At 41.0% G+C, this 12,612-nt stretch carries 11 protein-coding genes; 1 reads left to right on the forward strand and 10 read right to left on the reverse strand.

Annotation, left to right across the window (positions count from 1 at the left end):
• Positions 1 to 113: 113 nt before the first annotated feature.
• Positions 114 to 1,340, forward strand: a complete 1,227-nt coding sequence (locus AAEY93_RS01210; RefSeq protein WP_124012577.1) for a potassium/proton antiporter — start codon at positions 114 to 116, stop codon at positions 1,338 to 1,340.
• Positions 1,341 to 1,433: 93 nt separating this feature from the next.
• Here AAEY93_RS01210 and AAEY93_RS01215 read toward each other — a convergent pair whose 3' ends face one another.
• From AAEY93_RS01215 to AAEY93_RS01260, 10 genes are all read right to left on the reverse strand, one after another.
• Positions 1,434 to 4,625 carry an efflux RND transporter permease subunit gene (locus tag AAEY93_RS01215; protein WP_124012578.1) on the reverse strand — a complete coding sequence of 1,064 codons (3,192 nt, stop codon included), beginning with the start codon at positions 4,623 to 4,625 and terminating at the stop codon, positions 1,434 to 1,436.
• A 16-nt stretch (positions 4,626 to 4,641) separates the two neighbouring features.
• Positions 4,642 to 5,940: an efflux RND transporter periplasmic adaptor subunit gene (locus AAEY93_RS01220; RefSeq protein WP_351074525.1), complete on the reverse strand. Its 1,299-nt coding sequence runs from the start codon at positions 5,938 to 5,940 to the stop codon at positions 4,642 to 4,644.
• A 180-nt stretch (positions 5,941 to 6,120) separates the two neighbouring features.
• Complete coding sequence (locus AAEY93_RS01225) at positions 6,121 to 6,531, reverse strand: hypothetical protein (RefSeq protein WP_124012691.1); 411 nt, start codon at positions 6,529 to 6,531, stop codon at positions 6,121 to 6,123.
• Between the two features lie 202 nt (positions 6,532 to 6,733).
• Complete coding sequence (locus AAEY93_RS01230; protein ID WP_502959544.1) at positions 6,734 to 6,949, reverse strand: transposase; 216 nt, start codon at positions 6,947 to 6,949, stop codon at positions 6,734 to 6,736.
• 266 nt (positions 6,950 to 7,215) lie between these two features.
• Positions 7,216 to 7,794: a hypothetical protein gene (locus AAEY93_RS01235; RefSeq protein WP_233768613.1), complete on the reverse strand. Its 579-nt coding sequence runs from the start codon at positions 7,792 to 7,794 to the stop codon at positions 7,216 to 7,218.
• A gap of 7 nt (positions 7,795 to 7,801) precedes the next feature.
• The gene (locus tag AAEY93_RS01240; RefSeq protein WP_351074528.1) at positions 7,802 to 9,160 is read right to left on the reverse strand and encodes a transglycosylase SLT domain-containing protein; all 1,359 of its coding nucleotides are present in this window, start codon (positions 9,158 to 9,160) and stop codon (positions 7,802 to 7,804) included.
• 22 nt (positions 9,161 to 9,182) lie between these two features.
• A complete protein-coding gene (locus AAEY93_RS01245; RefSeq protein ID WP_351074530.1) occupies positions 9,183 to 9,992 on the reverse strand; it encodes an ETEC_3214 domain-containing protein in 810 nt (269 codons plus the stop codon).
• Positions 9,989 to 10,615 carry a hypothetical protein gene (locus tag AAEY93_RS01250; protein ID WP_124012582.1) on the reverse strand — a complete coding sequence of 209 codons (627 nt, stop codon included), beginning with the start codon at positions 10,613 to 10,615 and terminating at the stop codon, positions 9,989 to 9,991. Before AAEY93_RS01250 ends, AAEY93_RS01245 begins: the two co-directional genes overlap by 4 nt.
• 227 nt (positions 10,616 to 10,842) lie before the next feature.
• Positions 10,843 to 11,916, reverse strand: coding sequence for a CsgG/HfaB family protein (locus tag AAEY93_RS01255; RefSeq protein ID WP_124012583.1), 1,074 nt, complete (start codon positions 11,914 to 11,916; stop codon positions 10,843 to 10,845).
• A 519-nt stretch (positions 11,917 to 12,435) separates the two neighbouring features.
• A complete protein-coding gene (locus tag AAEY93_RS01260) occupies positions 12,436 to 12,612 on the reverse strand; it encodes a DUF3012 domain-containing protein (protein ID WP_124012584.1) in 177 nt (58 codons plus the stop codon).

Consider the following 12,612-nt stretch of genomic DNA (forward strand, 5'->3'; position numbering starts at 1 on the left):
ACCCACTGATGGGATATGAATTAATATTAATAAATACTCATAAAACGAGTTTAGGCTAATTTAATGCTAAAATAGCCATTTAGTGCAATTTAAACTAGCCAAGGAGTGCCTATATGCCATCTGATATTATTATTTTAGGGATCTCCATTCTTATTGCTATTGGCATTTTGCTCCATCATCCTTCTAAAACATTAGGCTTACCCTCGCTTCTCATTTTCATGGGCGTAGGCCTTGCTTTTGGTAATGGTGAATTTGGTTTTGTATACGACGACCTGAAGCTTACCTCGCTTATCGGTACCCTAGCGTTAAACACCATAGTGTTTGTGGGTGGGCTGAATACCCCAATGAAACACATTCAATTTTCTTGGAAAGAAGGCGGCATGTTATCCACCGCTGGAGTGATCTTTACAACGGTTATTTTTGGCTTTATCTTGAATGCGTTACTCGATTTTAACCTCATCACTTGCATGCTGTTTGCAGCGGTAGTGTCATCGACTGATGCTGCGGCAGTATTTTCTATTTTAGAATCCAAAAAGCTTAAATTAAAACATGGCACTGGCACTATTTTAGAATTCGAATCTGCTACCAATGACCCCGTCGCCCTACTGATGGTTGTCATGTTAACCGACTATATTATCAATAGTGCCAACGGTGCACCCACTACATTGTCAATACTCTCTAGCCTAGTTCAGCAAATTGGTGTTGGGGTGGTAGTAGGACTAATAATGGGTAAGATGGCCGTTTGGGCACTTAATCGCATCAAGTTGCCAGAATTTGGGCTTATTCCGGTATTTATTTTGGCAACCTTTGCCATCACAGTATCGAGTACCGAAATCTTGGGCGGTAATGAACTGATTGCTGTGTATATTGCAGGGGTAATAATAGGCAACTATTTGAAGAAAGGCGCTGAAGTCAGTAAACATTTCTTCAATGGCATATCTTGGTTAGCACAATCGTTGATGTTTATCATTTTAGGCTTACAGATATTCCCACAAAAATTATTGCCTGTGTTGATGGTGTCTTTATTGCCCGCAATCTTGTTGATTTTAGTGGCACGCCCTTTAGCAGTACAGTTGTGTTACCTGCCTTTTAAACAAGTTAATTGGCGCAAGCGCTTGTTTGTGTCGATGATCGGCCTCAAAGGCGCCACCCCAATCGTGTTTGCGCTTATTCCAGCCGCTGCCGGCGTTGAGGGATCACGTGAAATGATCCACATGGTATTTTTCATTGTACTGATTTCGGTCATAGTTCAAGGTGCAGCTATCGAGCCGTTAGCCAATAAACTCAAGCTCAACTTAAAGCCTAAACCACCTAAACCGCCTAAACTGCCTAAGGTTTAAGGTTTAAGGTTTAAGGTTTAAGGTTTAAAAAAGCCTAATCAGATGATTAGGCTTTTGGGTTTATTGAGCTAATGAGGTTTTATTTCGTTAGCCTCAACTCGGGTTAACTAAAACCTTGTCTCGATACAACCATTGATACACCGTCGGCAACACCAGTAAGGTCAAGGCTGTTGAGCTAAATAAGCCGCCGATGATCACTATCGCTAATGGTTGTTGGATTTCACTGCCAACGCCGGACGATATCAAGATTGGAATTAACCCTAATGCAGAGGTTAACGCGGTCATTAACACCGGACGTAATCGCCCAACAGTGCCTTCATACACACTGTTATATAGGCTTTCATCCATTGATTGTCTGCGCTGATTAATCGAGTCCACCAGCACCACACCATTGAGCACAGCAACGCCAAATAAGGTAATAAAACCAATTGAACTGGGTACCGACAAATAAGTGCCAGTGGCATACAAGGCCACCACGCCGCCAATTAATGCTAACGGCACATTAGCCATAATCAAGGTAACTTGTTTGATTGAACCAAACGAGAAATACAGCAATAACGCAATCAGTGCGATGGAAATTGGCACCACCAACATGAGTTTTTGTTGTGCCCGTTGTTGATTTTCATACTGACCGCCCACCACCACGGTATATCCAGGGGGCAATTCAGCTTGCGGCACTATGGCATAAATATCGCTGACGACCGAACCCATATCGCGCCCCGCCACGTTAGCTTGCACCACGACTCGGCGTTGCACGTCATCACGGCGAATATTCGGCGGCGCCATTTCGGTCACCACATCGGCGAGATCCCCCAGCCTCACAATCGCGCCATTAGCACCACTGAGTAACAAGTCTTCAATCGCATCTGGGGCATTACGATACTGCTTCGCTAATCGCAGGTTGATGTCATAACGGGCGTTACCATCAATCACTTGGCCTGCACTGGCACCCCCAATACCTTGGGTGACTAAACTCATCACTTCATCGACGCTGATGCCATAACGAGCAAGCACCTCGCGCTTAGGCCGAACCACTAATTGTGCCTCACCGCTGACTTGCTCTAACGACACATCAACCGCCCCGGGGATGGCAGCGACTAAGTCCGTTAACCGCTGACCTTTTTCAGACAATATCGTCAGATCTGGACCAAATATCTTAATCGCTAACTGCGCCTTAACCCCTGATAACAGTTCATCGACACGGGTGGCAATGGGCTGTGAGAAAGTCAGCAACAGTCCTGGGAATATTGCTAAACGTTGCTCCATCAAGCGTTGTAGTTCATAACGCGAACTTGCCGACGTCCATTGTTCTATCGGTTTAAGACCTATATAGATTTCAATATTACTCACAGGTTCAGGATCGCCGCCAAGCTCTGGCGCGCCAATTCGGCTTAAGGCATATTCCACTTCAGGAAACTCCAGCAACATGGCTTCAATTTTAGGCGCAATGCTGATAGAAGTAGCCAAGCTTGCCGTGGGCGCAAGAGTGACTCGCAAATTGATGGTGCCTTCTTCGAGTTCCGGCACAAATTCAGTACCTAACTTGGGCAGCAATAACATGCTTAACCCAAACAAACACACCGCGGCTATCATCACCCATTTTGGGCTTGATAACGCCAGCGTAAGAATACGTCGATAAACCGCATCAATGGGCGCTAGCACTTTGCTTTGACGTACCACAATACCGCGTTTAAATAAGAATACCGCTAATGCAGGTACCGCAAATAACGCCACCACCAATGCCGCCATCATGGCTAAAATAATACTGATCGCCATTGGCTGAAATAACTTGCCTTCTACGCCTTCAAGGGCAAATAACGGCATAAACACCACGATAATAATCGCCGTGGCAAAAAAGATCGGGTTGCAAACTTCTTTTGCCGCCAGCATGATCCTAATCGCAATGCTGCTGGGCTCACTCGTATCGCTAGCGTTGACATCTTGCTGCTGACTTGCCACAGATTGCCCGCTGACATGCTTAAAGATGTTTTCAACCATCACCACCGAGCCATCAACCAACATACCAATCGCAACCGCAAGACCACCCAACGACATTAAATTAGCCGACATACCATAGTAAGACATGATCAATAACGCCAAACCGATCGACACCGGGATCGACAACAATACCAACAATGTCGCCCGTATATTGACCAAAAACAGCGCCAGAATAATTACAATAAAACCAAATGCCATTAATAACGCATCAATGACCGTGGTCACGGCTTTTTCAACTAACTCCGCCTGGTCGTAAAACACTTCAAATGACACGCCTTTTGGCAAGGATTGTTCAATTAAACTCACTCGTGAATTGATGTCATCAATGGTGGCTTTGGTATTAGCGCCCATGCGCTTAAGCACCACGCCGGCAACGACCTCACCCAATGCTTGTACATCGGATGATGAGTCAGTATCAGCAGATGCCTGCCTGCGAGACATGGTCACCGCGCCCACTCTTATTTCGCTACCAAATACCACGTTAGCAATATCGGCCACGCGGATTGGCGTGCCATTGATTTCGGTTAACGGAATGTCGGCAATGGCTTGCAAGCCAGCGTCACCTGCTGGCAATAAACCGTAACCACGGACCACTAATTGTTCTTGGCCTTGGTCCATAAACCAGCCGCCCGCATTGCGGTTATTACTTTCCAGTGCTTGGCTAACCTGGGTCATCGACAAGCCATAACTGCGCAGTTTATTGGGGTCGACTTGCACTTGGTACTGCAACACTTCGCCGCCAAATGACAACACCTCAGTCACGCCGCTCACCGGCATTAATATCAACTTCACCAAGTAGTCATTTAAGCTACGCAGTTCAGAAGCACTGATATTGGTTTCGGGATCGGCGCGCAAAATGTATTGATAAATTTGCCCTAAACCAGAGGTATTCGGGCCAATTTCAGGCGTACCAACACCTGCGGGAATAGACTCTTTTGCCGCTTGTAGTTGTTCAAATACTTGCTGGCGAGCAAAGTAAATGTCGGTACCTTCGGCAAACACTACGGTCACCAACGACAAACCCGTGCGCGATAATGAACGCACTTCAGTCACAGCAGGCAAGGCATACATGGCTGATTCAACCGGATAACTGATCAGCTTCTCAACCTCTTCAGCCGCCAAGCCCTCGGCTTCTGTGTTGATGCTCACCTGCACGTTAGTCACATCTGGAAACGCATCTAAGTTTAGCTTTGGCAGCATTAATATTGAAGCCACCACTGTCGCGAGTAAGCCAAGTAAAACCAATAACCGCTTTTCAACGGCAATCTCAATTAATTTATATAACATGATGATGTCCTAGCGCTTAGTGGTTATGGATGTCAAAACCAGCTTTGGCTTGCTCTGAGGCTAAGAAAAAAGCCCCAGAAATAACCACTCGTGTTTGGGGAGCTAAACCGCGAATAAAGCTCAACCCACGTTGGCGTTCAACCACAGTGACCTCTACTGCGCTAAATCCACCCTCTTGCTCAACAAACACTTGCCAGTCGCCATCACCACCGCGAGTTAAGGCCGCATCAGGCACAATAAAACCAGCAGACTTCGCCTGCTGATCGTCTGCTAGGTATAATTCGGCAAACTCACCTGCATGTAATTCATGGCCTGGATTAGCCATCCTCACCAATACTTGTTCTGTGCGGGTTTGCGGATTAATTTCATGAGAGCGGCCAATAATGACCCCATTACGAGTACGACTGCCAACATGAACCAACACATTGCTGCCCATATTGACTTGATCCGCTTGCATAGGCGTAACCTCAGCCTCCACCCATAAATACGATTCATCTGTCAGTTGCATCAAAGGCGTACCCGCTATTAGCACTTGGCCTAAGGTCGCGACATCTTGTTGTACCCGGCCATTAATGGAAGCTAATAACTGAAACTGGCCAATCGAACTCGGCGATTTGGCTAACGCAGCAATTTGCGCTGGGGTCATCATGATTGATTCTAAAATGGCCCGTTTTAACTCAGCATTCACTTCGATTTGCATGCGTTGGCTAGCACTGATGGTGCCAGGACTCATGCGCTTTATTCGGTCCCATTCCGTCGCCGCATTAATGTAGTTCGCTTGGGCGGCAGCAATCTCCGCTCCGCCTATGGTTAACAAAGGTTGGCCTTTTGTCACCAGCTCTCCAGGCACCACATGACGCTTAAGTACCTGCATATCTAATTGCGGTGCAATGGTAATGGTTTTATCTTTATCAACGATTAATTGCGCGGTAGCGACAGCCTGTAAATTAAAAGCTTGCAGACTCAATTGTGACACCTCTATCCCCGCTAATTGGCGCTGCTCAGTATTTAAGCTTAGTAACGACTGTTGGTGGTCAGTTTCGGCTGGCTGACTACTTGCCTGAGCAGGCAAACTAGATAACATTAATAATGAACCGAGTAACGCTGAGCCGAACAATAATCCTCGAGAAACAGTTAAGTTACTTTGGTTATTTCTACGAGCATTGCTACGAGCATTTAATAGGGGATTTAACAGGCTTGTTAACTGAGCATGAGTGTCTGTATTACTCACGACACGACTCACGGCATTATTCACAAGAGATTTGGCATTTAATGCTGCCAGCAAAGACAGAGGCGGTACTAATTTGGTGTTCATGGTTAATCCTAAAACAATCTAGACCGTCGATAGCCACATATGACATCAACGGTAATAAGTTTAGCCACCGCCATAAAAAGCTTCACATAACGTCATAATAGAATGCAAAAGCAGCACTCATTGGCGCAATGTGAGCGGATCAAGAGGGGGTTCTAAACAGTAAAAAAGTGTTTAAAAGGATTAAACGGTAGGAGGACGATAAGCAGGGAAAGGCGCTGGCGCCATATAGTGCAAGCTAACATTGCCATAAGCATCATGAAAATGTTCACGGATAACATTATCACCAAGCGTCACCAGTGCCACATGGCCACCATGACACTGACAATCTAAGCAGATATCAACTTGCTCAATCTCGGTGATGTTATTAGCATGCTGATGATCATCATTAGCTGAATGAATACGTGAACCGTCTAGCGCACAAGCACAGTCTACACATTCAGCAAGGGTAATCACTTCGGTAGTAAATTGCAGATGTGAATGATTATTTTGCTCTTCGTTGCTGTTGCCCACATGCAGTTGATGCGCACCCATATTGGCGCCCATAAATTGCAGTAACACAATAGCAATTAGTAATCTTGATATCCCAGCCATTGAAAAGCGAGAAAGTAAATTGGACAACAATATAAAAGAATCCTGAGCAACGAGAAATCCACAACAACAAAGTGTAATGATACACACTTTTTATTAAAATCTAGAATAATTTACACAAGATTTTGACCCTGTAACCTATTCTTTGCTCAGTAACCTCAGTTTATCAAACTGCTCGTTGTTCTGCTATCTGTGTTGTATTGACTTACAATAGGTCTGTTATTGCCGCGTTGGCACTGTGTTGATGTGCTTTAATATATCTCCCCTCAAGACATTCCCACGCTGTATCGCTATCAGTCGATAATGCCTTGAACAATCTGAGTAAAATACCTTTTCTTGACCACAGTAAAAAACGACGGTAAACCGTATTCCATAAGCCAAAATATTCAGGTAAATCGCGCCAAGGACAGCCGACACGCAATCAATAGAGGCTCCCTTCCATCGTATATCTATGCTCTCGCTTGTTATAAACGCTATCGTCAAGCAGAATAGCTTTTAGCTTCGACCACATCTCATCAGCAAGCATTAATCGGGGCATGGTAATCTCGTTGTATTTGTTTTTGGCGAAGTGAACTATACGAGATTACCTTCTTCGCACAAAATTCAAACAAAGATCAACAGCCCCCTAATTTATAAAGGTATAAAACAATAAATTAACTGATTTACAGGCCTATTTAACAGATAATTTTAGTCAAATTCTTTTCCAGACAACTCAGCCTGTAGCTCTTCAGTAATTTTTGTAGTGCGAAAATCTTTGTATAAATTCGCTTCTAAAGACGGGTCTAGCGACACACCAGCGGAAGCCAATAAGTTATCAAATAAGGGTTGGGTATTTTCCATCTCAACCAATGCACAAAGTTGTTTCTGATTATCGATTAAGGCAAAAGCCACTTCTTTTGGAATGGCACCAATTAAACTTTGCTCGGCTACTTGTTTACTCACTTGACTAAACGTCGATTTATTCTGAACTTCAGTACCTTGTTGAGATTGTGAGTTCATGGTTTTATCCATGACTTTTGCACGAGTTTCAATTTGTAGCGCAAGGTCCGCTTTAGCATTGGCAATGGCTTGAGCTCTTGCTGCCGACATATTCCCACCCCAAGCAACACAACTTGAAGAAGCTAAGCCTTTTTCACTTGTTGGCATAAATACCCAACTTGGCACTGAATCATTGTCCGCAAGAGATGTAGATTGTGATTGAGGCGTACTGTTACAAGCCGCTAGCATTAAAACAGATGCAGAAATTAGTAGCACTTTTTTCATCATTATTCCCTTATTCGGATAAATTCCATTGATTAATTTGATGTTGATATTTAGCTTCAAGTTTAGACACTTTGGCTAAATACTTTTGAGTTTCGGGGTAAGGTAAACGCTTCATTAATTTGCTATAGACTTGATCGGGCGATAACGCATTAATCTTGCTATAAGCCTGCTTTATAGAGCGATTATTTCCACCATTAAAGGTTTTTGCAATATTACCTGCGCCAGTATTGTAAGCGGCTATAACGCAATATTGCCTGCTTGTTGGATCGTCAATACCATCAAGGTATTGTTCATTTAAAATGGACAAATAACCCGCGCCGTAACGAATGTTAATATTAGGCTGATACAGCTCTATCGAAGTTGGAGCTTGATTTTTACGATAAAACTTTCTAGCAACATCCATACCTGCAGATCTTGGCACAATTTGCATTAATCCAAATGCAGGAATATGAGATTTTGCTTTTGGGTCAAAAGTTGATTCAGCATATGAAATAGCAAGTAATAACGATAAGGGAATATTCATTTCTGAAGATTGCTTTTGATAGAAACTTAAATAATCCTTGGATAATTTGTACAAATAATCTTCAGGTAAACGCATGGTATTTACTTGAATTTTTTTATACGTAGGATTGATTTTAACTAATGCCTCAACTTGCTTATCGGCTATTTTTTTACGTTTTTGAGATTGCTTATTAATCTCGTTAACTTGCTTGAGTTTACTTTTTATCTCAAGAGATTTAGCCTTGCTAGGGGTAACTTTAGCCGCAATTTCTATCTCTATTTCTTCAATACTTTGTTGCGCATCAAGCTGTGACAGCATTTGTTGCTGTTGCGTATCAATTTGTTCGTTAATGACTTTTTCTGCCACGACTTCTGAAGGTTGGTCAATTAACGTATTAACAATATTTTTTTCATCTGTTAGCGAAGCTTGGTTATTTATATTGGTTAATAAAACGCGAGTATTAGGGTCGGCTTTCAACTTACTAATAATAACGTCTTGATCTATAACTTCATCAGTTAGATTTTCGATGACCACTTGTTGAGTTAACGCATCAATTTTAACGCGCGTCTGTTTATCTTGTGTATAAATAACTTCTACTTCGGAAGAGCTTTGTTCTGGTACACTCCAAAATTTCAGCAATTCACCACGGTAGGCGTCATACTCAGCTAAGTACTCATCACGGAATTTTTTAAATTCCGCTTTTTTAGATTGATTAAATTGTGAAACCTCAGCTTTACGCTGTTGTTTAAATTTCTCAAAATCACTATCTGCAGCATCAACCAGTGAGCCGACAGATAAGCCAACACCAATAAAGCAAAGGCTTATTAGAATCGGTTTGGCTTTATTTAATATCACACGTTTGCCCATGTTTCTTCATCCTTTGAAAACATCAATCCTTGAAATAAGCATTAAATTCATAGCGAGTTAATAAACTGTCGGCAATAATTTGCTCATCTATCTCATATACAGCATAAAAATTAGCGGCTTGTACTGTGAGTTTTTTAGCTAACGGTGCTACCTTTTCAGTTTCATCTAACATCAACACCTGGCCTAATTCATCTAAAGTAGATTTGAAATGATCTTGTTGTCCGTCATACTCTGTAAAACCAGCCGCTAGTTGTAACTGCATCCCAGCAGCACCAAGACCTGTGGTGGTCATAAAGTAAATTAAATTATTACTATCAAAGAAAAAGTCATTACTTCGCTGCGTAATTGATTCAATACTATCGGTTAGCAAATGTAAGTCCGTAAAGGGGATTTGCGGCGCAAAGCGATCTAATATTACGCTGTCATTAAATAAACTATGAACCACAACGCCAGAGACTCTTTGCTGCTCTGTAATTAAAGTTAGTAAGTACTTATCTTGTTTATAGTATCGATACTTTAAAGCGCTATTGATGCTTGAGCTTTTTATTATCGTTGGCATACCAATGTTGGCTTCAACATGTGCTAGATAATTACCCACTCTGATGGTATTAAGCGATTTTTGTTCTACTCTGTCAGTAAAATGAGTAATAAACCCTTGATAACCTTCGGTGAGTAACTCTTTAGTATCAGACCAATTACCTAACCCCATTAAAATAAATGCAATATAGATAAATAAACGAGACATTTTGGCAAAAAAACCAACTTGGCCTTCATCTTCTTCTATGGTCGAACCCGTAAGTAACTGCGCTACCGCTTTTTTCATCTTGGTCATGGAGTAATTTTTTTATGTTTTAGCGAAGATAAATCAACAAAGAAACTATCTAAACTGTCGCTTATTGCTAATTGAGTTAATTCACTTCGGCTTCTTTGACTGTAACTCATGGCTTTACCTGAATAGGTCTTATGCCAAATAGGTTGATTATTTCTGCTCACTTTAACGATAAGATTATTTTTAACCATATCGATACGCGCACTGACAATCTTACTCGTAAGCCTATATTTTACCTGACAAGTTTTGTCTGGATTAAATGCGAACCCTTGCTGTAACAAGCGTTCAATCATCCATTCTTTAACATGGACTCGATTCTCACCAGAACTTTCAACACAAGCATTTTGGGCCACCAACTGCTGTTGCTGTGCCTCTAGTTGTTCAGTTTTACCTTTATCGAGATCAGCTTGTTTTAACATAATCCCTGCATAAACAATACAGTTTTGATTATCAGTCCAACGCTCAAAAATAGTGGCATTTTTTAAGATGTGTTCACTTGTTAATTCAGTATTTGATTTATATCGTGAGTAACCCGCATCACCAACTGCACCAATAGATGTTTTCTCGCGAGTAGATACCGAAGTGTTTAACATTTTGGTCAGTGACGCTCTAGCGTCATTATCCACTCTTCGTTCATCTAAATTTTTGAGGCCCGTACACAATGATGACCCAGCTGCAATATAGGTTATTCCATCAGCTGTTTGGGAGGTAACCCAATCAGGCTGAGGGCGTTCTGCATAATATTGAGCACAGCTGCAAGCGACTACTGACGTCGGCCAAACCAAAACCAATGTTAATATAGATAGACTTAAAGCACGACGATGTCGTGCTTTATTAATAAAGGAAACCATTATTACAAACGCTCTGTGATTATCTTATTCAACACTTCCGTATCAATTAAGCGTTGTTTAATACGGGTTTCACCTTCCATAACTAATTTCAATTCATCAATTTCATCAGTCATAGTTGTTGCTTTAGAATAGAAAGCGTCAGCCATTTCAACATCCGCTAGAAACTCTGCACAAACTGCATTGTTATAGGTGATTGCAATAGATGATGAATATTTAGTTTGTGCTTTAGCAAACATTTGACAGGCATTTTTATACATACCTTCTTGTGTAAATTCAATGCCCATATCAAACATTTTTTCAGCATCATCAGGCATGTCAGAATTGTCGTCATCCATAAGGTCGACATCAGTTGTTAATGTAAATGGCGCTAAATCAATTTTTAATTCATGAGTAACTCGAGCCAAAGCTCTGCCAACTAATTCTTCATCTGTTGGTTGTGCATCGTTAGAATCATTACACACCTTACTCTCAGCAATTTCGCTATAATGGTTTGAAAATATAATTTGACCAGACTCTACAGAAACCGCTTTCGGTTCCAAGATAACAACAGCAGTTTTTTTGGTACAACTAACGGTATATTTTCGACTTTTTTTACACTTATACCAATTATCACCTTTTTCCGTACATTCACTTCTTTTTTCTGAATAACGAGATGAATCAACTGTAGTAGAGTAACCTGCATTGATTAATGTATCAGCACCCGTTAACTTACCTAATTTAATACGAGTCGCTGAATTAGTTAATATGCCATCATTCAACTTTTGTTCTTTAACAATAGCATCAATTTGAGAACGCTCGACTAAAGTGAAGTATGGGGAGTTATTAAGTTTAATGTTGGTAAGGTTGGTCTCTAGAATTGAACCACCCGTAGGCCTGCGTTGATCATGAATCACCGCAATACGCTTCATGTTTTTTGCGCTAGATTCTCGTGCTGGTTTTAATTCAGATACTGGAATTTGAGGTGTACTAAATGCGTTAGTTAAAGTCTTCATGCTATCATTAATGGTTTTTTCGATACTAACGCAACCAGATAATATTGCACATGCGACAGTTGCCGCAAAGAGTCCTTTCTTCATAAATTCCATCCTAAATAGTTTATAAACCTTTAAAATACATAAAGATATAACAGAGATTTGTTTCTAGCGATTCGCTCAATATACATTAATTATTATTAATGAGAAGTGGTTTGGCTCACATTAACATCACTTATTATCCAATGAATTTGGTGGCACTAAAAAATAGAATAAATATCAAACAAACTGATCAATGTTTATTCAATTTTTTGTGTTTATATTACTTAAAAATATTAAAACCAATAAATAACAACCAAAAAGTTATTAGAATAAAATAATATTCATTTAAATAGCTTAAATAGCTTAATTAGCCAGAATGTACTGCTTATCATATTTAAAGATGAACATTAAATTAATTAGAAGGGTTATGTACAAGTGCTAACAAAGGAAAATCTCGAGAGGGTGTATACTTTAAGGATTATTTTTCTTTATATTAATTTAGTACTATTGCAAAAAACTGAAAATTAAAATAGGGCATTTTAATAACAAATGCCCCTGTTTTAAATAAAACCAGATATAAATTTATTTAAAGACGCAGTATTTGGCATAATCGGCTGCTTCATTGGCAGTCCAATCACCACTTTGTTTTTCTTTCATCTGCTTACACCATGCTTCGCTACCGACTTCTGGTGCACATGCCGTTAAACTAAGGGTTAACAATAACGCACTTGATACGGCAAATAATTTTGATAATGACAT

The sequence above is a fragment of the Shewanella sp. CAL98-MNA-CIBAN-0140 genome, from assembly GCF_040309905.1.
Taxonomy (GTDB): Bacteria; Pseudomonadota; Gammaproteobacteria; order Enterobacterales; family Shewanellaceae; genus Shewanella; species Shewanella psychromarinicola.

Coding starts and splice junctions, on each gene's coding strand:
- AAEY93_RS01210 (WP_124012577.1), top strand. CDS start 114: ATGCCATCTGATATTATTATTTTAGGGATCTCCATTCTTATTGCTATT.
- AAEY93_RS01215 (WP_124012578.1), bottom strand. CDS start 4,625: ATGTTATATAAATTAATTGAGATTGCCGTTGAAAAGCGGTTATTGGTT.
- AAEY93_RS01220 (WP_351074525.1), bottom strand. CDS start 5,940: ATGAACACCAAATTAGTACCGCCTCTGTCTTTGCTGGCAGCATTAAAT.
- AAEY93_RS01225 (WP_124012691.1), bottom strand. CDS start 6,531: ATGGCTGGGATATCAAGATTACTAATTGCTATTGTGTTACTGCAATTT.
- AAEY93_RS01235 (WP_233768613.1), bottom strand. CDS start 7,794: ATGATGAAAAAAGTGCTACTAATTTCTGCATCTGTTTTAATGCTAGCG.
- AAEY93_RS01240 (WP_351074528.1), bottom strand. CDS start 9,160: ATGGGCAAACGTGTGATATTAAATAAAGCCAAACCGATTCTAATAAGC.
- AAEY93_RS01245 (WP_351074530.1), bottom strand. CDS start 9,992: ATGACCAAGATGAAAAAAGCGGTAGCGCAGTTACTTACGGGTTCGACC.
- AAEY93_RS01255 (WP_124012583.1), bottom strand. CDS start 11,916: ATGAAGAAAGGACTCTTTGCGGCAACTGTCGCATGTGCAATATTATCT.
- AAEY93_RS01260 (WP_124012584.1), bottom strand. CDS start 12,612: ATGTCATTATCAAAATTATTTGCCGTATCAAGTGCGTTATTGTTAACC.